This is a genomic window from Arachnia propionica (assembly GCF_900637725.1).
In the GTDB taxonomy this organism is placed as follows: Bacteria; Actinomycetota; Actinomycetes; order Propionibacteriales; family Propionibacteriaceae; genus Arachnia; species Arachnia propionica.
Genome location: NZ_LR134406.1, coordinates 1,942,486 through 1,967,859, shown reverse-complemented (window position 1 = coordinate 1,967,859; position 25,374 = coordinate 1,942,486). Strand labels below are relative to the sequence as shown.

The window sequence follows — 25,374 nt, the reverse complement described above, 5'->3', positions numbered from 1 at the left end:
TCCGGTTGACCTTGAGTCTTGAGAGGCGTGGCGAGCCACGCTGGAGCTGGCGCCAATGCGCCCGAAGGAGTCGTACATGACCGAAACCAATCAAGAATCCGCTGCCCCCGAGCTGCCCGCGCGTCCCCGAGTCCATCAACTCGCCAAGCATCTCGGGATCACCAGCAAGGAGCTGCTGGCCGAACTCGCGCAGCTCGGACACGAGTTGCGCAGCGCTTCCTCCGTGGTGGTGGCCGACGTGGTGACCGCTGTGCTCGAGGCCCGTGCACCGCAACCCGAGGAGGAAATCCTGGAAGAGGATGCCTCCGGGACGGAAACCCCCTCCGAACCCGAAACCCGGTCCGAGACGATCACGGAACCACAGCCGGAACCCGCCCCGAGGCAACGACGCCGCCGCGCCGCCTCCCGCCCCGCCGGTCCGCCCGTCGATGTGGACATCCCCGTGGAAACGCCCGTGACCACCGCCGCCACCCCGGAACCCACCGAGGCCACCGAACCGGAACCGGCCCGGGAACCGGCCCCCAGGCAGCGGCACCGCCGCGCCACTCGGGCCGCGGGCGGGCCGGATCACCCACAGACCACCCCGGCCGAGACCCCCGAAGCCGAAACCCGAACTGAACCGGAACCCGCAGGGGAGGAACCGGCACCCGAACCCGCGCCCAGGCAGCGGCGGCGCCGCGCCACCCGGGCCGCCGGGGCAGCCAAGACGGAGAAAACCGAACCGACCGAGCAGGCCGACACCGACGGGCAGGACGGGCAGGAGACCGCGGAGGACGGCATCGCGGCCGCGTTGCGCATCGCTGAGGAGGCCGCCAAGGCCCGTCGCGCCACGATGAAGGACCCGTTCGCCATTACCGCCGAGGGCCGCACCGAATCGTTGGCGAAACTGGCCAGCGCCATCGCCGAGGACTCCGCGGATGCTGCCGAAACCGAGTCCGGCTCCGAGGAGAGCCCGGAGGAGACAGCAGAGGCGAGTCCCGAGGCCGAGGAGGAACGTCCCGGCAGGCGTCGCCGCCGCCGCGGCGGCAGGCGTCGCCGCCGTGGTTCCAACGCCGAGGAGACGACCGGTGAGGACACCGACGACGAATCATCGGATGGGGAATCCGGCGGCGACGACTCGGCCGAGAAGAACGAGACCTCCGGGCAGGAGGAAACCGCCGAGGGGGATGGTGAATCCGACGAGGAGACCGGGACCCGTCGTCGCCGTCGTCGTCGCCGTCGCTCCAGCGGCTCCGAATCGAAGGGCAGCACCGGGGACGAGGTGACCGGGATCGAGGGCTCCACCCGCATGGAGGCCAAACGGCAGCGCCGCAAGGAGAACCGTGCCGCGGGTCGTCGACGCGCCCCGATCCTCTCCGAGGCCGAGTTCTTGGCGCGCCGCGAATCCGTGGACCGGAAACTCGTGATCCGCCAGCGGGAGGACTACACCCAGCTCGCCGTGGTCGAGGACGGGATCCTCGTCGAGCACTACGTGGATCGCGCATCCGCCACGTCCCTGATCGGCAACGTCTACCTGGGGCGCGTGCAGAACGTGCTTCCCAGCATGGAGGCGGCGTTCATCGACATCGGGCGGGGGCGCAACGCCGTGCTCTACGCGGGCGAGGTGGACTGGGACTCCTACGGGGTCACCGCCGAGGACCGCAAGGTGGAGAAGGTGTTCAAATCCGGGCAGACGGTGCTCGTGCAGGTCACCAAGGACCCCATCGGGGCCAAGGGCGCGCGCCTCACCGGGCACATCTCCCTGCCCGGCCGCTACATCGTGTACTCACCGGGCGGGCACCTGTCCGGGATCTCCCGCAAACTTCCGGACGTGGAACGCACCCGGTTGAGGCGGATCCTCGGTGAACTGATCGGCGACAACGAATCCGTGATCGTGCGCACCGCAGCCGAGGGAGTGGCCGCCGAGGAGCTGGTGCGCGACGTCAACCGGCTCAAGGCCCAGTGGGAGGTCATCGAGAAGAAGGTGAAGGCGGGCAAGGCCCCCGAGGCCCTCTACTCCGAACCCGACCTGACGTTGCGCATCGTCCGCGACCTGTTCACCGAGGATTTCGCGAAGCTGACCGTCCAGGGCGACGACGCCCACGAGGCGATCTCGGCCTACGTCGGGCACGTCGCCCCCCACCTGACGGATCGCATCGAACGGTTCGAACCGGGCGAGGACGGCCGCGACCTGTTCGCGCAGTACCGTATCGACGAGCAGATCGCCAAGGCCCTCGACCGCAAGGTCTTCCTGCCCTCCGGAGGGTCGCTGGTGATCGACCGCACCGAGGCGATGACCGTCATCGACGTCAACACGGGCCGGTTCACGGGTTCCGGCGGCAACCTCGAGGCCACCGTCACCAGCAACAACCTGGAGGCGGCCGAGGAGATCGTCAGGCAGCTGAGGTTGCGCGACCTCGGTGGCATCGTCGTCATCGACTTCATCGACATGGTGCTGCCCAGCAACCGTGAACTGCTGCTGCGGCGCCTCGTCGAGTGCCTGGGCCGCGACCGCACCAGGCACCAGGTGGCGGAGGTCACCAGCCTGGGGCTGGTGCAGCTGACCCGCAAACGCATTGGAACCGGACTGGCGGAGGCGTTCACGGAGGAGTGCGATCACTGCCACGGCTCCGGCTATCTGCGTTTCGACAACCCCGTCGACTCGCAGGCCCCGGCCGATGGCGGCGAACGCAGGTCCGGACGTCGCCGCAGGAAGAACGGTTAACAGTTCTCCCGAAGCCGGTTGAGCCGACCTGCGATGTCCCCCTCCTGAAGCCGGTTGAGCCGGGTTGCGACGAAGGAGCGGCCCGTGTCGAAACCATCTTGTGCGTGCCCGGGACCTGTGGTCGGATCTGTTTCTTGGCTGCCGGGTGGTTTCGACTCAGCCGTTCGCTGGCGCTCACGTGCTGGCTCAACCAGCTTTGTTCTTTCTGAAGTTGGTTGAGCCGGGTTGCGACGAAGGAGCGGCCCGTGTCGAAACCATCTTGTGCATGTCCGGGGGCCTGTGGTCGCCTGCGGGAACTTCGGGTTAAGACTCGCAGCCAAGTTGGTTTGACCCGGCGAGGCGGTGACCGTAAAGTTGTCCCTCGGTTGTCAGGCCGCGCCCTTCTGCGTGGCTGGACGACGTCTCCTGTTGGGCCCCACGGGCATCGCGGGAGAATCCCAAGGCATTAGAAGAAGAAGGTAGGTCAGGCGTGTACGCGATCGTGCGCAGTGGCGGACGCCAGCACAAGGTGGCTGTTGGCGACATCCTCGACATCGACCTGGTGTCCGAAGGGGTCGGCGAAACCATCAACCTGCAGCCGCTGCTGCTGGTCGATGGCGGCACCGTGACCTCCGACGCCGAGGCCCTCGGCAAGGTTTCCGTGACCGCCGAGGTGCTGGCGGAGACCAAGGGCCCCAAGATCCGGATCCTGAAGTACAAGAACAAGACCGGCTACAAGAAGCGCCAGGGGCACCGTCAGCGGTACACCCAGGTCAAGATCACCGACATCAAGAACTGAGGCAGGAGCAGAGATGGCACACAAGAAGGGCGCGTCCTCGACGCGAAACGGTCGTGATTCCAATGCCCAGCGCCTCGGTGTGAAGCGTTTCGGCGGGCAGGTCGTCGGTGCGGGCGAGATCATCGTCCGCCAGCACGGCACCCACTTCCACCCCGGCGACAACGTGGGTCGTGGTGGCGACGACACCCTCTTCGCGCTGGCCGCCGGCAAGGTGAACTTCGGTGTCAAGCGTGGCCGCCGCGTCGTCAACGTGGCCCCGGTCGAGGCCTGAGTCAACAGCGGACATTCAGGCGACGGGTCCTCCTCCTCGTGAGGCGGGCCCGTCGCTCTTCGGTTTCCGAAGCGCTTTGAGATACTTCTAGCCGTGGCAATTCCTTCATTCGTGGATCGCGTGAAACTGACCGTGCAGGCAGGCAACGGCGGTCACGGCTGCGCCTCGGTGCACCGCGAGAAGTTCAAGCCCCTCGGCGGACCCGACGGCGGCAACGGTGGCGACGGGGGATCCGTGATCCTCCGAGTGGTCGACAATCTCAATTCGCTGGTGGAATACCACCGCCAGTCGGTGCGCCGGGCCACGAACGGGCAGCCCGGCCGCGGCGACCACCAGCACGGCGCCAAGGGTGAGGACGTGGTCCTGGCGGTACCTGCCGGGACGGTCGTCTCCGATGCGACCACGGGTGAGCACCTGGCCGATCTCACCGGATCCGGTGAGGAATACGTCGCGGCCGTCGGCGGCAAGGGTGGGCTCGGCAACGAGGCGCTCGCGACCGCCGCCCGCAAGGCGCCCGGTTTCGCGCTTCTCGGTGAGGATGGCGAGTCCCGGCTGATCCAGCTCGAACTGAAGGTGCTGGCCGACATCGGCCTGGTCGGGTTCCCGTCGGCGGGAAAATCGTCGCTGATCGCCGCGATTTCCAGGGCCCGGCCGAAGATCGCCGATTACCCCTTCACCACCTTGGTGCCGAACCTGGGTGTCGTGGTGGCGGGAGATCTCACCTACACCGTCGCCGACGTTCCAGGTCTCATCGAGGGGGCTTCGCTCGGGAAGGGCCTGGGATTCGATTTCTTGCGACACATCGAACGCTGCCAGGCCATCGTGCACGTCATCGACCTGGGCACCTGGGAACCGGGCCGCGAACCCGTCGCCGACCTGGACGTGATAGAGGGCGAGCTGGCGGCTCATGGCGGTTTGGAGGATCGCGAACGCCTGGTGGCGTTGAACAAACTGGACCTGCCCGACGCACCCGACCTTGCGGAACTCGCCCGGCCCGAACTGGAGAAACGCGGCTACCAGGTCTTCGAGGTGAGCACCAAGACCGGCGAGGGGTTGAACGCGTTGAAGTTCGCCATGGCCCGGATCGTCGAGACCCACCGCGCCGCCAAGGCGACGGAGGAGCCGCCGAAGAAGGTCCTGCGACCCAAACCGGTGGGACGTATCGCCGCCGACGACTCCTTCACGATCGTGAAGAAGGGCGACGGGGAGGGCGGTTTCCTGTGGCGGGTGCGCGGGGCGAAACCGGAACGCTGGATCCGCCAGACCGACTTCAACAACGCCGAGGCGGTCGGTTACCTTGCGGACCGGTTGAACCGGCTCGGGGTGGAGGAGAAACTCCTGGAACTCGGGGCCCGGGAGGGTGACGCGGTGGCCATCGGAGGCGACGACGCGGTGGTGTTCGATTTCGCCCCGCAGGTCGAGACCGGGGCCGAGATCCTTTCCCGGCGGGGTGAGGATCCCCGGCTGGAGAGCGAACGGCCCGCCGTGGCCCGGCGGCGCCGGATCGATGCCGAGTATCACGCCCGGAAGGCCGGCGAGGTCGCCGATGAGGACTGAGATCACCGGGGCGAAACGCTTGGTGGTGAAGATCGGGTCGTCGTCGCTGACCGATCGGGAGGGGCACCTGGATCCGGCGCGCATCGAGACGCTCGCAGCGGAACTGGCCTCCCTACAGGCGCGCGACAAACGTCTGGTGCTGGTGACCTCCGGGGCCATCGCGGCGGCGCTGGGACCGTTGGGGCTCCCGGCGCGACCCAGGGACCTCGAGACCCAGCAGGCGGCGGCCGCGGTCGGCCAGGGCATCCTGATCCGGCGTTACGCGGAGGCTTTCGCGGCCCACCACCAGATGGTGGCGCAGGTGCTGCTGACCGCCGGTGACCTGCAGGACGGGCGCAGCTACCGGAACGCCCTGAACACGATTTCGCGGTTGTTCAGGCTGGGGGTGATCCCCGTGATCAACGAGAACGACACCGTCGCGACCGGGGAGATCCGGTTCGGCGACAACGACCGCCTGGCGGCGTTGACCGCCCACCTGGTGCGGGCCGATGCGCTGGTGATCCTGAGCGACGTGGACGGCCTCTACACCGCACACCCGGCTGAACCCGGGGCACGGTTGATACCCCGGGTCCGTGACTTCACGGAGCTGGTGGCCGACACCTCCCGGGTGGGTTCCCGTGTCGGGACCGGCGGGATGCGCACCAAGGTGGAGGCCGCCCGGATCGCGACCTCGGGTGGGGTTTCTGTGGTGCTGGCCCACGCCGACCAGCTCTTGGCGGCCCTGGAGGGGGAGGAGGTGGGCACCCTGTTCGAGGCCGCCGGGCGGCGACGACCCCGCAGGCTGCTGTGGCTGGCCCACGCCGCCGAGGTGAGCGGGGAGCTGCGGATCGACGCCGGTGCCGCCCGGGCCGTAGGGAAGGGGCACGCATCGCTGCTGGCGGTGGGGATCGACGATGTTACGGGTGATTTCGAGGCGGGCGATCCCGTTGACATCACCGGGCCCGGCGGAACACTGCTGGCACGTGGATTGGTGGACTGCTCCGCGACGGAACTGCGGCGGCGGATGGGCCTCGGAGGTCTGGCCGTGCACCGCGATCTGATGATCGGAATCCACTGATCCACTGATCCCCTGATTCACCAGTCGATTGGTTTGCTGGCCTTAATACCGGTTTGCTGGGCTTGTTGATGTTTGCTGGCCTCACAGCGCAGGCAAACATGAATAGGCCCAGCGAAACGGAAACAAGGCCAGCAAACCGATGGGTGGAACAGGGCACGGATGCCGTATGTGCCTCCTATACTCCCGTCATGGAGTTCCGATCCCAAGCCCTGGCGGCCCGTGAGGCGAGCCGGCAACTGGCCACCCTGACCCGGGATGAGAAGGACCGTGCCCTGCACGCGATGGCCGACGCCGTGGCGGCCGTCGAGAAGAAGCTGCTGGCGGCCAATGCCGTCGACGTCGATGCGGCGCGGCGATCAGGGACGCCCGAGGCTGTGATCGACCGGCTGCGTCTGGATGGCGACCGGGTGCGGGGAATGGTCGACGGGCTGCGCGACGTGGAGGCGCTGCCCGACCCGGTGGGTGACCTGGTGCGGGGCTGGCGGCTCGGCAATGGTGTCGAGGTGCGGCAGGTGCGGGTGCCCTTCGGGGTGGTGGGGATCATCTACGAGAACCGCCCGAACGTCACGGCGGACGCGGCCGGGTTGTGCCTCAAGTCAGGCAACGCGGCCCTGCTGCGCGGCTCCAGTTCGGCCATCGAGTCGAACCGGGTTTGCGTCGAGGCCCTGCGTGAAGGGCTGAGGAACGCCGGGGTGAGTGCCGACGCCGTCGCCCTGGTGGAGGGGGGACGCGGGGTCACGGGAGAGATGATGGCCGCCCGGGGCCTGGTGGATGTGCTGATCCCGCGAGGCGGGGCCGGGTTGATCAACGCCGTGGTCGAGGGGGCGAAGGTGCCGGTGATCGAGACCGGCACCGGGAACTGTCACCTCTACGTGGACGCCTCTGCCGACATCGGCAAGGCCGTCGCCGTGCTGCTGAACGCGAAAACCCAGCGACCCAGCGTCTGCAATGCCGTCGAGACGCTGCTGGTGCACCGCGACATCGCCGGCGCCTTCCTTCCTGTCGCGCTCGATGCGCTTCGCGACGCCGGCGTGACGGTTCACGGAACCCCCGATGTGGTGGCGTTCGCCGACGACGTGGTCCCTGCCGGTGAGGACGAGTTCGATGCGGAATACCTGTCGCTGGACCTGGCGGTCAGGATCGTCGCGGACATCGACGAGGCAATCACCCACATCCGCCGCCACACCACCGGTCATTCCGAGACCGTCATCACCGAGTCCCGGGCCGCGGCCGACCGGTTCGTCACCGAGATCGACGCCGCGGCGGTGCTCGTGAATGCCTCCAGCAGGTTCGTCGACGGGGGTCAGTTCGGTTTCGGCGCCGAGATCGGAATCTCCACCCAGAAACTGCATGCGCGGGGTCCGATGGGCCTGGCGGAACTGACCTCGACGAAATACATCGTGAACGGCGACGGCCAGGTGAGGGTCTGAGCCCGCAGGATTCGGCGGCCCGGGAAAATGAGTGGCCACCGCCCGCGCTGGTTGAGCGGATAACATTTCCCGCATGGTTTTGCTGGAAACACCGACCGGGGCCGACGTCTCCGTGCTGGCCCTCGTGATCATGGGGGTGATCCTGGTGCTCGGTGCGCTGGGATGGTGGCTGGGGGTCGGCAGCGGAAAAGGAACGGGGGAGCGATGAGCACCACGGAATTGGCGGTGGCCCGGCAGGGACGGGAACGGCATTACCGGCTCGGGGTGATGGGCGGTACCTTCGACCCGATCCATCACGGGCACCTCGTTGCCGCCAGTGAGGTGGCCGCGAAGTTCTCCCTCGACGAGGTGGTCTTCGTGCCCACGGGTGTGCCCTGGCAGAAAACCCACCGGAACGTGACCCAGGCGGAGGACCGGTACCTGATGACCGTGATCGCCACCGCTTCGAACCCCCGGTTCTCCGTGAGCCGCGTGGACATCGACCGGCCCGGTAACACCTACACCGTCGACACCCTGAGGGATCTTCGTGCGGAGCGCGGCGACGACGTGGATCTGTTCTTCATCACCGGCGCGGATGCGGTGCGGCAGATCCTCACGTGGCGCGGTGCGGAGCAGCTGTTCGATCTGGCGCACTTCGTCGGGGTGACCCGTCCGGGAGTTCCCATGACGGAGGACGACCTGGCGCATCTGCCATCGGATAAGGTGACGCTGCTGGAGGTCCCGGCCCTGGCTATTTCCTCCACCGACTGCCGTACACGTGTGCAGCGTGCCGAGCCGATCTGGTACCTGGTGCCGGATGGCATCGTGCAGTACATCGTGAAACGCGGTCTCTACCCGCATCCTGAGACAGGAGTTCCAGTTGACAACATCTGAGTCCGTGATCACACACGTGACCATTGCCGCGGAGGCGGCAGCCGGGAAACTCGGCACCAACATCGTCGCCTTCGACGTCAGCCAGCAGCTGACCATCACCGACGTGTTCCTGATCATCAGCGCCAGGAACGAACGCCAGGTCGGGGCGGTTGTCGACGCCGTGGAGGAGCAGCTCATCAAACAGGCCCAGCTGAAACCGGTGCGCCGCGAGGGTGACCGGGAGAACCGCTGGGTGCTGCTGGACTACATCGATTTCGTGGTGCACGTGCAGCGCACCGAGGAACGCAGCCTCTACAACCTGGAACGGTTGTGGAAGGACTGTCCACAGATCCCACTCGACGTGCACGAGGTGCCGGTACCACAGGACGACGAAGAGCAGTGACGCACACAAAACTTGTGTTCCTGCGGCACGGTCGCACGGAATGGAACGAGCTCGGAAAACTGCAGGGACAGGCGGATGTCGAACTCGACGAGGTGGGGGAGAGGCAGGCCGGGGAGGCGGCCCAGTTCTTCGCGGACTGGGACTTCGAGGCCTGCTACACATCCGACCTGAAACGGGCCCTCCGCACCGCCCACATGGTCGCGGAACCCCACAGACTCGACGTGGTGCCGGATGCCCGGCTGCGGGAGATCAACGTCGGCAGCTGGAGCGGCATGACCACCGCCGAGGTGATCCGCGTGTTCCCCGGCTTCATCGACTTCTACACTCACGGGGTCGATTTCCAACGCTCGGCGACGGGCGAAACCCTGGCCGAGATGACCGCCCGGGCTCTGGAGTCGGTGCGGGAGATCGCGGAAAGACACAAGGGACAGCAGGTGCTGATCGTCACCCACGGCCTACTGCTGTCCAAGGTGGTCAGCGCCTTCATGGGTATCGACGACATCCTCAGCATCCCGGGCAACATCACCTACTCGCTGGTGATCGGGGGAGAAAAACCCAGACTCGCCACCTACAACACCCCGGCGAGACAGCTCCCCTGACCCGCGGCTTGCACACCGCCCGCGGCTCCGGTAAGTTCAAGGAGTCGCGAGACACGGGGCTATGGCGCAGTTGGTAGCGCGCTTCCATGGCATGGAAGAGGCCAGGGGTTCGAATCCCCTTAGCTCCACGGGCGGTTTGAAAATTGATGGTCTGATCAAAGTGCAGTGGCTGGCTCGTGATCCTTTTTGTTGGAAGTTCTGTTGATTGAACTTGTGTTTGTTGGTCCATCTTGATAACATATCGTAAGGCTTATTTTTTGCTATCTTTAAAGGCGCTCTGATTAGGGGATTCGCCGACCGATATATCGCCTGCGAATAATCCTCTCTATGTAAGGGCTGGGAAAATCTTCATGGTAGACAAAAACATAATACGTTCAGCTTTTTTGCAAAAACAGAATAGTCTAATTGCAGACTTAGGGATAGCGCCTGCTTCTATTCGACACGGGGGTGCTATTGGTGAAGCCTCAGAAGCGAAATGGGCTGCTGTCCTTAAAGAGTTTCTCCCCAGCCGATATGGTGTTACAAAGGGATTCGCGATAGATTCTTCTGGAGAAATAAGCGATCAGATTGACTTGCTTATCTATGATTCGCAGTATACTCCTTTACTCGTTCGCCTCAGTGATAGCGACCTGCTCGTTCCTGTTGAGGCTGTATATGCGGTATTTGAGGTTAAGCAAGAAGCTAATAAGCGTTTCATGGATTATGCCGGAAGAAAGATTGCAAGTGTTCGCTGTCTTCATCGCACGTCCATCACAATCCCTCATGCTGGAGGTGTATTCGCTCCTAAGAAACCTATACATATTCTCGGAGGTCTGCTCACCACGAGGAGTGGCTGGGTTGATTTAGATGGTAAAGTGGCCGTGGAATCCATCACGCGTCTTACTGGCGATTTTCGGATCGATATCGGGTGTGCGCTAGGTGCCCGGTCGTTCAACAATCCCTATGGCGACTCATCCAAGCTGGAATATAGCGATTCCAATACCGCTCTCTTGTTTTTCCTTTTTAAGCTTTTCAGCCGCCTCCAAGGACTCGGAACCGTGGCAGCTATGGATATTGGTGAATATGTGAATTTCATTTCGCGGGAAAATGGTTTTGCGGGGAAAACTTATGATCCGGAGTGCGATCAGGAATAATCGCCAATAAAAGTCAATAGCTATAGAAAATTATTGGTGAAGTTCGTGACCCCGCATCTCTGGGGATTTTGTTGCTTAGCGTGTGATTTTTTACTTTATTTCATGGAGACTTATTCACAGGCGACCCATCCATCGACAAACCTCCTAGTCGAAACGCACTTAAGGATAGTTGTGAATAATACTCATGGTCTAATTCAAGGTTTTTTCGGCTATTGATTCTGTGTTATTCTAGAGACGTAAAGACAGTCTTCCTCCAAAAGGGGAAGGTCGCATCGACCTGCCCAGCCGCTACCCGCTACTATTCGGGGGTGTGCGCTGGTCACCCCGATGATGGATTCCCCGCGCACGATCGTCGGCGGGAGGAATCGGAGGGAGGCGTCCTGTGACCGGGGCAGAGACCACATCCGGTCTGGCCACCCTGCGCCCGGGGCAGCGACTCCGCGGCCTGGTTCCGGGGCAGACGGTCACCGTGATCGCCGTCGAGGTCATGGATCCGACGCTGGTGGAGGTCTTCTACCGGGACGAGTCCGGGACCAGTGGCGGTCGTATGGTCACGGAGGCCGACGCGGCTGATCTCGAACCGGTGGATGATCTCGAATCCGCCCCGGCGTTCGACGGCGACCCGGACGAGTTCCGGCTCGCGGCGGAGGCGTTGCGCATCAAGTACGCCGCCCTGTATGACCCGATGGTCGCGGTCAACAGCTCGGATGTGGACCCGCTGCCGCATCAGATTCGCGCCGTGTACGAGGAACTGCTTCCGCGTCTCCCGCTGCGGTTCCTGCTGGCCGACGACCCGGGCGCCGGGAAAACGATCATGGCCGGCCTTTACATCAAGGAACTGATCCTGCGTTCCGATTGCGAACGGGCGATCGTCGTCGCTCCCGGCGGGTTGGTGGAGCAGTGGCGCGAGGAACTTGCCACCAAGTTCGACTTGCGCTTCGAGGTTTTCAACCGTCAGATGATCGACGACGCCCACGGCCGCAACGTCTTCGCCGACCACAACCGGCTGATTGCGCGAATGGATCAGATCTCCCGCAACGAAGACCTGATGGAACAGCTTTCCGAGGTGAACTGGGACGTCGCCGTGGTCGACGAGGCACACCGCATGTCCGCCCACTATTCATCCTGGGCGGGCGAGGTGTCCGAGACGAAACGTTTCAAGCTGGGCAGGCTGCTCTCGGAAACCGCACACAACCTTCTGCTGATGACCGCCACCCCGCACGCGGGAAAAGAAGAGGATTTCCAGCTGTTCATGTCGCTGCTGGACCGGGACCGTTTCGAGGGCCAGTACCGTCAGGGGGTGCACCGCACCGACACGAAAGGCCTCATGCGCCGCATGGTCAAGGAGGACCTGCTCACCTTCGAGGGCAAACCGTTGTTCCCGGAACGCCGCGCCTACACGGTGGCCTACGAACTGAGCCCGGCCGAACGGGAACTCTACGATCTCGTTACCGACTATGTGCGCACGGAAATGGGACGCGCCGAATGCATCTCCCAGGCGGGCGACAGGAAACGCGGAAACAACGTCGGATTCGCCCTGACCGTTCTGCAACGCCGCCTCGCCTCCAGCCCGGAAGCGATTCTGCGGTCGCTGGAACGCCGCCAACGCCGACTCGAAGACAGGCTCCGCGAACTCACCCGCATCCAGGAAACGGCGAGCCCAGCAGAGAAGGAACAATCCGCCGCCCGGTTCGACGCGAAACTCCCGTCCCTGTCGATCCACGACTACGAAGACATGGATCTGGAAACAACCGATTCGGAACGTTTCCAATTCGAAACCCAGGTGGAGTACGTGGTGGATCGCGCAACCGCCGCGCAGACCATCCCGGAGCTGCGCGCCGAGATCGCGATCCTTGAGGATCTCATTCGCGTCGCATACAAGGTCCGGCGTCTGGACGACGACAAGAAATGGGTGCAGCTGCGCACCATTCTCGACGAACAACTACTGGCCGGCGACGGCACCGGGGCGGCGAGGAAAATCATCATCTTCACCGAGCACCGGGACACCCTCGACTACTTGGATCAAAGAATCAGCGCCCAGCTCGGCCGCTCCGACGCGGTGGTCAGGATCCACGGCGGCACCAGCCGCGAGGAACGAATGGCGGCGCGCGAGAAATTCACCCACAACCCCGACACGGTGGTGCTGCTCGCCACGGACGCCGCGGGGGAGGGGCTCAACCTGCAGCGCGCCCACCTGATGGTCAACTACGACCTTCCGTGGAACCCGAACCGGATAGAGCAGCGCTTCGGACGCATCCACCGCATCGGTCAGCGCGAGGTCTGTCACCTGTGGAACATGGTGGCCAAGGACACCCGCGAAGGCGATGTTTTCACACGGTTGCTCTCGAAGATCGAACAGATGTCGGTGGCATACAACGGAAACCTGTTCAACGTGCTCGGTGACGACGACGCCTTCCAGGAACGGTCCCTGCGCGACCTGCTGATCGAGGCCATCCGGTACGGGGACCGCCCCGAGGTGAAGGCCAAACTGGATCGCATCATCGACGCGGGGGTCAGGGACGGGCTGGACGAGATGCTCGCGGAGAAGGCGCTGCATCCCGAGATGTTCAGCGCACTCGATCTCGACGAGGTACGGGCCAGAATGGAGAAGGCCCGCGAACGCCGCCTCCAGCCCGGCTACATCGCCGCCTTCTTCCTGTCCGCGTTCGAACGCCTGGGCGGGCAGGTCCGCAAACGGGAAAAGGGACGCTACGAAATCACCCGCGTCCCCACCCGGGTCATCGACATCGCGCGCCGCCTGAACCGCTGGGCCCCCGTCGCCGACCAGTACGAACGCATCACCTTCGAACTGCACCTCACCCACCCCGAGGGCCAGCCGCCCGCCACCCTCATCGCCCCGGGCCAGCCACTGCTCCACGCCGTGATCGAGGCGACAATCGAGGACCTGGGGTCGGCACTGCGGCACGGTACCGTCCTGGTCGACAGGCGCAGCCAACAGGCGGAGGTCCCGGCGTTGATGTACACCGTCGAGCAGCGCATCACGAACTCCGCGCCCGGCATCGACACCGTCTCACACCACTTCGACTACCCGATCCTGGAACCGGACGGAACGGTCACGGTCTCCGCGGCACCTCCCTACCTGGATTACGACGCACCCCAGCCGGGAGAGGCCGCCGCCATCGCCTCGATCCTGAATGACGAATGGGTGAGGGGAAACCACGAGAAGACCGTGCGCGCCAACTCCTACCGCAGCGGCATGCAACCCCGCATGGAGGAAATCCGTGCCCGGCTCGAAATCGAGGTGGCCCGCACCTGCAAACAGGTCAGGGAGCGGCTGCTTGCGGAGATCAACCACTGGGATCGCGAATACAACCGCCTGGAGGATCTCGAACGCGCAGGCACCATCGGCAGGGTACGGGCCGAAACCGCCCACGCCAAGGCCCGTCAACTGGAGAAACGCCTCGAACGCAGACGCCACGAACTCGCGCTCCACACCAAACTCGTCGCCGTTCCCGGGGTGATTCGCAGCGCCGCGCTGATCGTGCCGAGCCACCTCATCGCGGCGGAATCCGGACAGGAAGCGCCGGCCAGGACCCGGGCCACGGAAGAAGTGGAACGCCGGGCGGTGGAAGCGGTGCTGGCCGCGGAACGGGCCATCGGCAGGAATCCGGTGGAGATGCCCCGCAACAATCCCGGCTACGACATCCGTTCCACCGATGACGAGGGCCGGATCCACTACATCGAGGTCAAGGGCAGGATCGAAGGTGCCGACACGTTCGCCATCACGACAAACGAGGTCACCTTCGCCCAGACCCAGGGCGAGAGACACCGCTTGGCGCTCGTCCAGGTCTCACCCGACGGCCACGAACACGACGAACTGCGCTACGTCACCGACGCCTTCGCGCACCTCGAACCATCCACCACCACACGCTCCTACAACGAGGAATGGCGCGACTACTGGAATAGGGGAGGACCGCCACGATGATCGGCCCGAACCATTCCAGCCAACCCACAGAAACCGAAGGAAAGTCCGTGGCGAACACGCCGAAGAAGAAACTCATCGAGACCTCCCTGCCGCTGGAGGCCATCAATGCCGCATCGGCTCGCGAGAAGTCGATCCGTCACGGACACCCCTCAACCCTGCACCTGTACTGGTCACGCAAACCACTCGCGACCGCCCGCGCCGTGCTGTTCGCGCAACTCGTCGACGATCCCGCCTCGCGACCGGAGGAGTTCCCGACCGTCGAGGAACAGGACGCCGAACGCGCCCGCCTGCACGCCCTCATGGAAGAGCTGGTGGTGTGGGAGAACAGCAACGACGAACCGCTGCTGCGCCGGGCACGCGAGGAGATTCGCAAGAGCAACGACGGCGAACTTCCCGCGGTGCTCGACCCCTTTGCGGGCGGCGGATCCATTCCCCTGGAGGCGCAGCGCCTGGGTTTGGAGGCCCACGCCAGCGACCTCAACCCCTTGGCAGTGCTCATCAACAAGGCACTCATAGAGATACCGCCCAAATTCGCGGGGCAGGAACCCGTGCACCCGGGAGGTAATGAACAAAGCATCTACCAACGCGCCGAAGGACTCGCGGAAGACGTCCGCTACTACGGCAAATGGATGCGTGACGAGGCATTCCGGCGCATCGGACACCTGTATCCCAAGGTCAAGGCCCCCGACGGCACCGAACACACTGTGATCGCCTGGAAATGGGTCCGCACCGTGAAAAGCCCCAACCCAGCCAACCCCATCGAGGTCCCCTTGGTGAACTCGTGGTGGCTGAGCAAGAAAAAAGGTAAGGAAGCCTGGGTACGTGCCACCGTGCAGGACGGGCGGGTGCGCTACGAGGTGGTGCACGATGCGAACGGACCACGTAAATCTGACGACGGAACCGTAAACCGAGGTAAGGGCGTTGCCATAGGAGACGGCACGGTAATCTCAAATGACCATATCCGGAGCGAAGCGGCCGCTGGGCGCATGGGGTCGCATCTGATGGCAGTCGTAGCTGATTCCGGGAGAGGACGTTTGTATCTTTCCCCAAATCAAACGCAAATCGATGCCGCGCGAGTGACGCCCCCTGACAGGGTTCCGGAGAGTGAGCTTCCTTACGATCCCCGTGCCATAACAGCTCCAAACTATGGACTTAAACGCTGGGCCGATCTCTTTACGAATCGACAACTCGTCGCCATGACCACACTGAGTGATCTCGTCGTCGAGGTGCGGGAACAGGTGGTGGTGGATGCTTTGATTGCGGGCGTTCCGGAGGGAGATCGTCTTGAGGCGAACGACTCCGGGGCACAGGCTTATGCCGATGCAGTTGCTACGTATCTCGCGTTGGGGGTGAGTCGTACTGCTGATTATTGCAATGCTCTTTGCACATGGCATACAACTGGAGAGAAGATTACGCACCTATTCACGCGACAAGCCATACCCATGACTTGGGAGATCACCGAAACAAATGTATTTTCCAATTCTTCAGGAAATTTCATGGGGCAGCTTACTTGGGTGATCAAGGCGCTAGCGGCTGCTTCTGCGAGCGTGTCGGGTAGAGTGGATCAGGCCAGTGCGGAAACGGTGGCATATAACGAGTTTGTTATTTCCACCGATCCGCCTTACTATGACAACATCAGCTATTCTAATCTGTCTGACTTCTTCTATGCTTGGCTTCGTCGCTGTCTGCAGGGAATCTATCCGCAAATTGTTGGAACGATGTTGACCCCCAAGGTGGATGAGCTCGTCGCCAATCCCTACCGTCATGATGGTAAGGACGGTGCAAAACGTTTCTTTGTTGATGGTTTCAATTCAGTTTTTCGTCGTATCCGTCAGGGAAGGGTCAATTCGGCGGTGCCCATGACGGTGTACTACGCCTACAAACAGCAGGATGCTGAGGCTGAGGGTACTTCATCAACCGGTTGGCACACTCTTCTCAACGGGCTCATTGAAGCAGGATGGGAGATCACTGCCACTTGGCCGGTGCGGAGTGAGCTTGCCAATCGACCTAGATCACAGGCCAGCAATGCCCTCGCTTCTTCCATAGTGTTGGCCTGCCGTCCGCGACCTGTGGATGCTGATTCCATCACCCGTCGGTTGTTCGTCGCTCGGCTCAAGTCCGAGTTGCCGGAGGCCCTGCGGACGCTCATGCAGGGGGCCATCGCCCCTGTGGATCTGGCCCAGGCGGCCATTGGTCCCGGTATTTCGGTGTTCTCCCGGTATGCGCGGGTGCGTGAGGCCGACGGGTCCGACATGTCGGTGAGGGACGCTCTGCTGCTCATCAACGCCACTCTCGACGAGGTGCTGGGGGAGCAGGAATCGGACTTCGACCCCGATACGCGGTTCGCCGTGAAGTGGTACCGCAGCTACGGCTGGGGCACCGAGAGCTCCGGTTTGGCGGATCAGCTGGCCCGTTCCACCGACACATCCATCGGTGCCCTGGAACGCGGCGGTATTTTCGAGGCCAGGGGCGGCAGGGCGCGGCTGCTCTCGCCCGAGAACCTCAGCGCCGGCTGGGTGCCACAAACCGATGACCGGCTCAGCATCTGGGAGGCCACGGTTCGTCTGGCCGCGGCGATGGCCGATGGTGGGGTGGAGAAGGTCGCCCAGTTGCTGCCAGGGTTGCAGGAGGTGCGGGTGGATCTGGACGCGGTGAAGGAACTCGGCTTCCTGCTCTTCCACGAGGCCGAGAAGAAAAAGGACGCCAAGGACGCGCTCCTGTTCAACAGCCTCGTCAGCGCATGGGGCGACGTGAACGAACAAGCCAGGAAACTCGCATCGGTGCCCCGCTCCACCCAGGAAGCATTCGACTTCGGAGACTAGGACTGACCCGTGACCACGCGCAACCACCCAGAACCGGCCCCGGGGCCCGAGACCTCCGTAGGAGCGGATCTCACCCCCAACCACCAAGCGGCGCTGTCCGGGGAGGGTTCCCTGCTGGAACGGGTCTCTTCTCTCATCGAACAGACCCGCGCCGCCGTCGCCACACAGGCCAATGCGGCCCTGACCTTGATGCATTGGCACATCGGGCGGATGATCGACACGGAGATCCTGTGTGAAACTCGCGCTGACTACGCCAAAGAGATTGTTGCTTCACTGGAGCCACAATTGACTCGGAGGTTCGGCCGAGGTTTCACCAGAGCGAACCTGTACCGCATGATCCAGTTCTCTCAGGTCTTCTCTGACGAGGAGATTGTCGTATCACTGTCGCGACAATTGAGCTGGAGCCACATCCTGGCCCTCCTGCCGGTCCGGTCCCCGGAAGCGCGGGCCTACTACATCGACCAGGCCGTCAACGCGCGACTGAGCGTCCGGGCGTTGCGGGAACTCATCGGGCGTCACGGCTACGAACGCAAGGAGATCGCCAACGCCCAGGCGCTGGGCGGGTCGATGATCCCGGCGGACAGTTTCCGCGATCCCTACTTCTTGGAGTTCCTGGGTTTGCATGACTCCTGGGCGGAACGGGACCTGGAGGAAGCGATCATCCGGGAGATGGAGGCGTTCCTCCTGGAGGTCGGCAACGGCTGGGCATTCGTCTCCCGGCAGCAACGGATGACCGTCGACAACGACGACTTCTACCTCGACCTGCTGTTCTTCAGCCGCCCGCTGAGGCGGTTGATCGCCGTCGAACTGAAGATCGGGAAGTTCAAACCGAGTTACAAGGGCCAGATGGACTTCTACCTCAAATGGCTCGACCGGTACGAAAGGCAGCCCGGCGAGGAGGCACCCATCGGCCTCATCCTGTGCACCGAGGCGAGCCGGGAACAGGTGGAGCTGCTGGAGATGCACAAGGACGGCATAGTCGTGGCCGAGTACTGGACCACGCTGCCGCCCAAGGAGAAACTTGAGACACGCATCCAGGAGATCTACCGGGACGCCCGGGAACGGATCGCCCGACACCAGATCACCCCGGCAACCGAGGACCGAGATGACTGACCACACCCGACACGCAGGCACCACGTCGTAGGAGACACCGATGGCAGTGAACAACCGGGACCGAATCAGCAAGGCCTTCGACCTGCTCTCCGAAGGTCTCCAGGATGTGGTGGACGAGGTGATGACCAAGGTCTACGGATCGTCGCAGTGGCCGACGATGTGGGCCGACGAGGACGCGCGACGCCGGGGGGGTGCCCCGAAGATCCTCGCGAAACACGATGTCCAGGTGCAGCTGCGCGCGATCACCGAACGCGGTTACGAGTTCAGGGACGTGCTGTCCCGGGCGCAGCAGAGTTTCGCCTCGGAGCTGCGGGAGACCCGCAACCAGTGGGCCCACAACGCGCCGTTCAGTTCCGACGACACCGATCGCGCCCTCGACACAATCGTGCGGCTCCTCCAGGCGGTGGGATCCGCCGATTCCGCGGCCGATGTGCGCAAGATGCGCTCCGATCTGCGGCGCACCGTCTACGAGGACCAGACCCGCCAGCAGGTGAAGAGGACGAGAAAGGCATCGCTCAAGCCGGGCGGCGGACTGAAGCCGTGGCGCGAGGTGATCCATCCGCACGACGACGTGGCGCGCGGCGAGTTCACCGCCTCGGAGTTTGCCGCCGACCTGCACCTGGTGCACACCGGTCAGGCCACCAGCCCCGAGTACGGCGACCCGGGGGAGTTCTTCACCCGCACCTACCTCACCGAGGGCCTACGGGACCTGCTCAGCCGGGCCCTGCGTCGCATGAGCGGCGACGGCAATGCCAGCCCCGTGGTGAACCTCCAGACCAACTTCGGCGGCGGCAAAACCCACTCGATGCTTGCCCTCTACCACCTGTTCAGCGGCATCCCCGCGCAGGACATGCCCCAGGAGATCCAAGACCTCGTCGCCGGGAACGGAAACCCTCGGCTCGAGAAGCTCGGGGTGCGGCGAGTGGCCCTGGTGGGAACCTACCTGCAGGCCGGCTCCACGCACACCAAACCGGACGGCACGAAGATCCACACCCTGTGGGGGGAGCTCGCTTGGCAGCTGGGCGGGCGGGAGGCCTACGAGATGGTCGCGGATGCGGATCGTTCCGGGACCAATCCCGGATCGGCCCTGCGAACGCTGATCCAGAAGTACGCGCCGGCGCTGATCCTGATCGATGAATGGGTGGCCTACGCCAGGCAGCTCGTCACGGACAAGGAGTTGCCGTCGGGTTCCTTCGAGACGCAGTTCACCTTCGCCCAGTCGCTGACCGAGATCGTCCGCTCCGTGCCGGGGGCGATGCTGGTGGTCTCCATTCCGGCTTCGGACACAGGCGCGGCCGGCGCCGGCAGCGATATCGAGGTCGGTGGCGCGAATGGTCAGCTCGCGTTGGAGCGTCTCCAGAACGTGATTCGCCGGGTGGCCGATCAGTGGAGGCCGTCCAGCAAGAACGAGTCGTTCGAGATAGTCCGCCGCCGCCTGTTCCAGCCCGCGGATGCCGAGGCGCTCAGGACGATTGCCGCGGTGGCGCGCAATTTCGTGGGCTTTTACCAGAGCGATGCGGCGCTTTTCCCGCGCGATGCAGCGAAGGTCAGTGACGAGTACGAGAAACGAATCCGCGTCTCCTATCCGCTTCACCCAGAGTTGCTGGATCGGCTCTACGAGGACTGGTCCACGCTGGAACGATTCCAACGCACCCGTGGCGTGCTGAAACTCGTGTCGTCGATAGTCCACGAGCTGTGGAAGTCCGAGGACACTTCACCGCTCATCCTTCCCGGTAATGTGCCGCTGGACGCAACGACGGTGAACACCGATCTGACCCAGTATCTGGAGGATCAGTGGAAACCGATCATTGATTCCGACATCGACGGGCCCAGTTCCACGGCCCAGCGCATCGACCTGGAGCGTCCGAGCCTGGGGCAGCGGTTCGTCACCCAGCGGCTGGCGCGCACGATCTTCATGGGTGCGGCTCCGCGCGTCCGGAGCACCCACAGGGGATTGGACAAGCAGTACCTATGGCTCGGTACCGCGATTCCCGGCGACACGCTGGGCAATTTCGGTAGTGCCCTCGAACTACTGGCCCAGCGGTCCACCTATTTCTACGAGGAGCAGGGGCATTACTGGTTCGACACGCAGCCGTCGGTGACCAAGACGGCCAATGACTACGCCGAGCGGCTCCGCGAGGATCCCGAGAAGGTGTGGAACGAGATCACTCGCCGGCTGCGCGCGGAGGAAAGGTCCCGCGACGTGTTCGACCGGGTTCACATCGCCCCGGAATCGAGTGCCGACATTCCTGATCTGGAGGATGTGCGTCTGGTCATAGCTCATCCCCGGTATTCCTGGCGCAAACAGGAGAGCCGGGAATCCGAAGCATACCGGTGGGTTCATGACGCCGTCGGGGCCAAGGGCGCCAGCCAGCGCATTCACCGCAACACGGTGGTGTTCCTGCTGGCGGACAGGAACCAGCTGGAGGGGCTGGAGGCCGCGACTCGCACCTATCTCGGGTGGAAACAGGTTCAGGCAACCAGCGAATCCCTCAACCTGTCGGTCCAGCAGCGGAAACAGGCCGACGAGCAGGTGGGCAATTTCGACCGGGTGGTCGCGGATCGCATTCGAGGCACCTTCATTTGGACGGTCTACCCCGTGCAACCCGAACCGACGCAACCCTTCGAACTGATGGCGGAGAAGGTGCCCGATTCCGGCGGCAGGTCATTGGCGGAGCGGGTGTCTCACAAGATGCGGCGTGATGATCTTCTCGTCACCGAGTTCGGAGCGGCAATCCTCGGGTCCACCTTGCGGGAAGAACTCGGCACCAGGTGGCGTGAAACCGGTGAGATCAGCGTCGGTGAATTGTGGGGATATTTCACCCGCTACATCTACATGCATCGGCTCGTGAAACGCGAGGTGCTGGACGCTGCCATCGAGCGTGCGCTCACCGCCATCCTGGTGGAGAACGAACGCTTCGGAATCGCGGCGGGCAAGGATCCAGAAACCGGACGCTACCGGGGGCTTGTGCTGCCACCCGACCCGAATGCGACGATCCAGGTTACCGACAGCACCCTGCTGGTGGACCCTGCCCGCGCTCAGGAACAACTCGATGCAGACCGCGCCGCCCGGGAAACCGCACCCCCGGCTGCAGCCGACAGCCAATCGGAGGGGGGACACGTCGATGTGGTCCGGGTTGCACCGGGCATTGGGGAAGCCGACAGGGCCGGGGTGGATGAAGTGGTCAAGACCGTGGCCGCGCGTTTCTTCGGCTCGGTGAAGATCGACCCCGAACTCTACTCCCGCGACATTGGAAACATCACCCGGGAGATCATCGACCGCCTGGCAGGGGCAGGGGCCCGCCTGGAGATCACCATCGACATTCAAGCGGTGAAAACCGAAGGATTCAACGACACCGAAATCCGAACCATCAGCGAAAACGCCCGAGTCCTCAAATTCGATCCCAGCTCCGGCTTCGAGAAAAGCTGACGTGGGAATGAGGGGAAACATGAAAGGGCAGTGTTGTGGTGGCTGAACCTCGAACCGTATATCTTCTTGACGCCGGAGTGTCGGGGCGTCGTGCGATGCGGGGCTTCAATAGGTGGGGTGCATGTTGAGCGAAGCAAGCGGTCCGCAGCCCAAGGGTTGGCATGACGATCCGATCAAAGCAGTGGATCAAGATAGATTCAATCGCGCCCCTGTTGCGGAACGAATCGCGAAATTGATTCACCTAAATCATTCGGTCGATTCGAGTATAGTATACGGACTCGAAGGCCCGTGGGGATGTGGAAAATCGTCTGCTATCGCATTGATTTCAATATTCTTGAAACGACTGCAGAGATCGAAGCAAGAATGGAGAGTCGTGTCATTTACTCCTTGGGCGACGGCGGGGATCGACGGAATGCTTTCGGAGTTCTTTGCGGTCTTGTCTAGTGCCGTTCCAGATATCCCAAAGAAGAATAGGAAGAGATTTCGAAAGTTGCTTGCTGAGTACATGTGGGTTGTTCGATCAGCAGGGTCTTTTATCCCAATGGTTGGCGGAGTGATTGGCTCGATCACTAGGGCTATTGAAGATAAATTGCAAAAGCAAAAACCGTGGAAAGTATTATTCGAAGAGCTCTCCGACGGGTTGCGCGAATTGAATTCCCCGATACTCATTACTGTAGATGATATTGATCGACTACAGGTCGATGAACTGCTTGTTCTTCTAAAACTTGTGCGACTTCTCGGGAGATTTCCCGGAGTCGACTTTCTGCTCGCGTATGACGAACAGACCTTGGTGGATGTTCTCCGGTCATCCGGTCGGGAAGACCTGTCTCAGGCGCGGGCGCGCGCCTTTATGGAAAAGATTGTTCAGTATCCACTCACACTTCCTCCTCTGCTGGGCGGGCAGATTGTAAAACTTATATCTGATGGATTGACTGAACTGTTATTGGATAAAATGGGAAGAGGCTTCGAATATCGCCGCATTAGTAATATCATCTTGAAAACAATGCCGTCGCAGCTCAGTACTCCGCGTGCTATCGAAAGGTTTTTCGCTCAGCTACGTGAAGAATTTATTATCCATGTCTCGGGGGAGATTGATGATACGGATCTAGTGCTTGCCGTGTTTCTGAGGGTCAAATTTCCTGACGTATTTTCTCAACTTCAAGATTGGAAGACTAGACTCACGGCAGCTGGTGGGTGTCAAATAGTTTCTACCTCATCGAAGAAGGGGGAAGTTGATTGGAATCCCCTCGTGCAATCTTTGGAGTGTGAGCGAGACAAGAAGGATGCGTTGATTTTGCTTGAGGCTATCTTTCCTGCTGTCGGCGGGACGATTAATCGACCTTTCAAGTCCCCGCGATTTGCAAACCCTGAATATTTTGACCGCTACCTGGCTCAGGGGGTGCCGGCGGGAGATATTCCTGACGAGACTGTAAGGCGCGCGCTTAGTAAAGCTGTAGAAAATGATCTAAGTGAACTAAAGAGGTTATTTGATGAGCCTGATGAGGCGCGATTAAATCTTATTTTGAGCAAGATCAATGCTCACTACCCGGATGTAGTCGAGCGGTCAAAACGTGATGGTCCTAGAGGACCGTTGAAACCTATTCTGCTGGAGATGGCAATGGAGTGGCTGGAGTCAATTCCATATGCCCCTTGGGTGGTGCAAGCGCCATATCTTGCACTTCTAAGATGGGCCAGTGCACTTCTTCATTTATTGCTGGAGGAAGATCCTGATGTGAACTTGGACCACGAGCTAGGAGCCTGCAAGCTCCCTGATCGAAGGTTGGAGGTAATATCGCTTGCTGCGGAGCGAGTTGAAGGCTTGGAAGTCGAAACGATCTCCGCGCTTAAAGCTACGCTTGACCGTGAATGTCGACGGTTGGTGCCAGAGATTCTTGCTAATTTGTGCGAACGTGACAACGCCTGCCCAGATATCCGTATGGCGCTTCTGTTGAAGCAAGTTCTCGCCTCGCTGGAGCGGGACAAACTAATTGAGTGTGTCCGTAGAGGATTGAAGAACAGTGAGTTCACGCCCCAAGATGTCGCAGCTCGCCTGGTGGGTCTTTCCTATTATGAGTCCAGCGGGTTTGGGGCAGTGTCGTTCGATGGCAATTTGTTTACTCAGCTCACGGATATACCGGCTCGCAGTATTGACTACACGCCCCATAGCCCTTTGCCTAGTAATGATTGGGTGTATCGCAGAGAGTTTGCTGCTCCTCTCATTGAAGAATCAGGTGCAAGCACAGTAGAGCAAAAAGAATGAGGCTTATTCACAGCCGTCCTCAAGCGTGGTCTGACTAAGGGTTTCGCTGGCCTAGGTGCCTTCTGTGTGTAAGTCTCCTCGTATTTGTCTTGCTGGTAGTCTGATGAATCAGACCCGCTCCCTACCAAGGGGGCCGCAAACCATCAAGACCACGACCGCCGAAGGGATACCGAATGACCATTGCCATCGTCCAGGGGGAGGAGGCGGACCTGCCGGAGGTGGCTGGTCTGTTCGCTGCGGCTTTCCACGACGACCCGGTGATCGCGGTGATGATCCCGGGGGAGCGGAACCGGTTGCAGCGTCTGACGAAGGTGTTCCTGTCCGAGTTGCGGACCGGGGCGATGGCGGGAGGGGCCGTTGATTTGGCCCGCCGGGAGGACGACGGCCGCCTGGTCGGCGCCGCGGCTTGGGAATCGCCCGACCGCAAGACATCCAGCTGGGCGAAGGTGCGTGAGCTGCCGCGGGTGGTCTCGGCGGTGGGGTTGCGTCACCTGCCGCAGACCCTGAGGACTCTCGATGTCTTTGCCAAGAGCCGTCCCGATCACGCCCACTGGTACCTCGTCGACATCGTCGTCGGTGAGGAGGCGCGTGGCCTCGGTATCGGGTCGCGGCTGCTGAACCACCGCCTCGAGGTGGTCGACGAGGCCGGTCTGCCCGCATACCTGGAAGCCACCACCCTGGGAAGTCAGCGACTCTACGAGCGCTTCGGCTTCACCGCCAAGGAGTGGCTGCACATGACCGAGTCCGACTATCCCGTGACCATGTATCGCGAGATCCCCGAAGGCTGACCGCTCTGCGGCCTGGTTTCGACTCGACCTACTCGCTGATGCTCGCGGGTCGGCTCAACGAACTTCCTTTTCCCGAAGCTGGTTGAGCCGGGTCGCGAGGAACGAGCGGCCCGTGTCGAAACCACCACTGACATCCGGTGGCCAGAACTTGACTTCAGTCCCCAGGCATGCGCAAGGGGTTTCGACTCGATCTGCTCGCTGACGCTCGCAGGTCGGCTCAACCAGTTTTGG

Annotated in this window: 17 protein-coding genes and 1 tRNA gene; all 18 read left to right on the top strand. The window is 62.6% G+C overall.

What is annotated here, in order from left to right:
• Window positions 1-76 precede the first annotated feature (76 nt).
• The 18 genes from EL272_RS08730 to EL272_RS08650 all read left to right on the top strand — a co-directional run bounded on the left by EL272_RS08730 (window position 77) and on the right by EL272_RS08650 (window position 25,143).
• Entirely contained in the window at window positions 77-2,704 is a 2,628-nt protein-coding gene (locus tag EL272_RS08730; RefSeq protein WP_244926058.1) for a translation initiation factor IF-2 N-terminal domain-containing protein, read from the top strand.
• 469 nt (window positions 2,705-3,173) lie between these two features.
• The gene (gene rplU, locus EL272_RS08725) at window positions 3,174-3,482 is read left to right on the top strand and encodes a 50S ribosomal protein L21 (protein ID WP_014846834.1); all 309 of its coding nucleotides are present in this window, start codon (window positions 3,174-3,176) and stop codon (window positions 3,480-3,482) included.
• A gap of 13 nt (window positions 3,483-3,495) precedes the next feature.
• Complete coding sequence (rpmA, locus tag EL272_RS08720) at window positions 3,496-3,753, top strand: 50S ribosomal protein L27 (protein WP_014846833.1); 258 nt, start codon at window positions 3,496-3,498, stop codon at window positions 3,751-3,753.
• 93 nt (window positions 3,754-3,846) lie between these two features.
• Window positions 3,847-5,310 carry a GTPase ObgE gene (gene obgE / locus EL272_RS08715; RefSeq protein ID WP_061786869.1) on the top strand — a complete coding sequence of 488 codons (1,464 nt, stop codon included), beginning with the start codon at window positions 3,847-3,849 and terminating at the stop codon, window positions 5,308-5,310.
• On the top strand, window positions 5,300-6,367 hold the full coding sequence (proB, locus tag EL272_RS08710; RefSeq protein ID WP_061786870.1) for a glutamate 5-kinase: 1,068 nt from the start codon (window positions 5,300-5,302) through the stop codon (window positions 6,365-6,367). The genes obgE and proB overlap by 11 nt, the downstream gene beginning before the upstream one ends.
• Window positions 6,368-6,555: 188 nt before the next feature.
• Complete coding sequence (locus EL272_RS08705) at window positions 6,556-7,797, top strand: glutamate-5-semialdehyde dehydrogenase (protein ID WP_061786871.1); 1,242 nt, start codon at window positions 6,556-6,558, stop codon at window positions 7,795-7,797.
• A 73-nt stretch (window positions 7,798-7,870) separates the two neighbouring features.
• Window positions 7,871-8,005 carry a hypothetical protein gene (locus EL272_RS15885; RefSeq protein WP_014846829.1) on the top strand — a complete coding sequence of 45 codons (135 nt, stop codon included), beginning with the start codon at window positions 7,871-7,873 and terminating at the stop codon, window positions 8,003-8,005.
• The gene (gene nadD, locus EL272_RS08700; RefSeq protein WP_014846828.1) at window positions 8,002-8,670 is read left to right on the top strand and encodes a nicotinate-nucleotide adenylyltransferase; all 669 of its coding nucleotides are present in this window, start codon (window positions 8,002-8,004) and stop codon (window positions 8,668-8,670) included. Before EL272_RS15885 ends, nadD begins: the two co-directional genes overlap by 4 nt.
• Window positions 8,657-9,052, top strand: coding sequence for a ribosome silencing factor (rsfS, locus tag EL272_RS08695; protein ID WP_061786872.1), 396 nt, complete (start codon window positions 8,657-8,659; stop codon window positions 9,050-9,052). Before nadD ends, rsfS begins: the two co-directional genes overlap by 14 nt.
• A complete protein-coding gene (locus EL272_RS08690; protein ID WP_073969932.1) occupies window positions 9,049-9,651 on the top strand; it encodes a histidine phosphatase family protein in 603 nt (200 codons plus the stop codon). The genes rsfS and EL272_RS08690 overlap by 4 nt, the downstream gene beginning before the upstream one ends.
• A gap of 55 nt (window positions 9,652-9,706) precedes the next feature.
• Window positions 9,707-9,779 (top strand) — tRNA-Ala (locus tag EL272_RS08685).
• A 222-nt stretch (window positions 9,780-10,001) separates the two neighbouring features.
• On the top strand, window positions 10,002-10,784 hold the full coding sequence (locus EL272_RS08680; protein WP_073969933.1) for a DUF6602 domain-containing protein: 783 nt from the start codon (window positions 10,002-10,004) through the stop codon (window positions 10,782-10,784).
• A gap of 382 nt (window positions 10,785-11,166) precedes the next feature.
• Window positions 11,167-14,730 carry a helicase-related protein gene (locus EL272_RS08675; RefSeq protein ID WP_061786874.1) on the top strand — a complete coding sequence of 1,188 codons (3,564 nt, stop codon included), beginning with the start codon at window positions 11,167-11,169 and terminating at the stop codon, window positions 14,728-14,730.
• A complete protein-coding gene (locus EL272_RS08670) occupies window positions 14,727-17,552 on the top strand; it encodes a DUF1156 domain-containing protein (RefSeq protein WP_082793751.1) in 2,826 nt (941 codons plus the stop codon). The genes EL272_RS08675 and EL272_RS08670 overlap by 4 nt, the downstream gene beginning before the upstream one ends.
• 9 nt (window positions 17,553-17,561) lie before the next feature.
• Window positions 17,562-18,665: a PDDEXK nuclease domain-containing protein gene (locus tag EL272_RS08665; RefSeq protein ID WP_082793752.1), complete on the top strand. Its 1,104-nt coding sequence runs from the start codon at window positions 17,562-17,564 to the stop codon at window positions 18,663-18,665.
• Window positions 18,666-18,705: 40 nt separating this feature from the next.
• Window positions 18,706-22,095, top strand: coding sequence for a DUF499 domain-containing protein (locus EL272_RS08660; protein ID WP_061786876.1), 3,390 nt, complete (start codon window positions 18,706-18,708; stop codon window positions 22,093-22,095).
• A gap of 121 nt (window positions 22,096-22,216) precedes the next feature.
• Complete coding sequence (locus EL272_RS08655) at window positions 22,217-24,355, top strand: KAP family P-loop NTPase fold protein (protein ID WP_073969934.1); 2,139 nt, start codon at window positions 22,217-22,219, stop codon at window positions 24,353-24,355.
• A 173-nt stretch (window positions 24,356-24,528) separates the two neighbouring features.
• The gene (locus tag EL272_RS08650; RefSeq protein ID WP_014846820.1) at window positions 24,529-25,143 is read left to right on the top strand and encodes a GNAT family N-acetyltransferase; all 615 of its coding nucleotides are present in this window, start codon (window positions 24,529-24,531) and stop codon (window positions 25,141-25,143) included.
• Window positions 25,144-25,374: the final 231 nt, after the last annotated feature.

Bases quoted from the DNA above. Each gene is read 5' to 3' on its own strand.
- EL272_RS08670 (WP_082793751.1), top strand. From the start codon at position 14,727: ATGATCGGCCCGAACCATTCCAGCCAACCCACAGAAACCGAAGGAAAG.
- EL272_RS08730 (WP_244926058.1), top strand. From the start codon at position 77: ATGACCGAAACCAATCAAGAATCCGCTGCCCCCGAGCTGCCCGCGCGT.
- rpmA (WP_014846833.1), top strand. From the start codon at position 3,496: ATGGCACACAAGAAGGGCGCGTCCTCGACGCGAAACGGTCGTGATTCC.
- EL272_RS15885 (WP_014846829.1), top strand. From the start codon at position 7,871: ATGGTTTTGCTGGAAACACCGACCGGGGCCGACGTCTCCGTGCTGGCC.
- EL272_RS08705 (WP_061786871.1), top strand. From the start codon at position 6,556: ATGGAGTTCCGATCCCAAGCCCTGGCGGCCCGTGAGGCGAGCCGGCAA.
- EL272_RS08680 (WP_073969933.1), top strand. From the start codon at position 10,002: ATGGTAGACAAAAACATAATACGTTCAGCTTTTTTGCAAAAACAGAAT.
- EL272_RS08660 (WP_061786876.1), top strand. From the start codon at position 18,706: ATGGCAGTGAACAACCGGGACCGAATCAGCAAGGCCTTCGACCTGCTC.
- EL272_RS08655 (WP_073969934.1), top strand. From the start codon at position 22,217: ATGTTGAGCGAAGCAAGCGGTCCGCAGCCCAAGGGTTGGCATGACGAT.
- nadD (WP_014846828.1), top strand. From the start codon at position 8,002: ATGAGCACCACGGAATTGGCGGTGGCCCGGCAGGGACGGGAACGGCAT.
- EL272_RS08650 (WP_014846820.1), top strand. From the start codon at position 24,529: ATGACCATTGCCATCGTCCAGGGGGAGGAGGCGGACCTGCCGGAGGTG.
- proB (WP_061786870.1), top strand. From the start codon at position 5,300: ATGAGGACTGAGATCACCGGGGCGAAACGCTTGGTGGTGAAGATCGGG.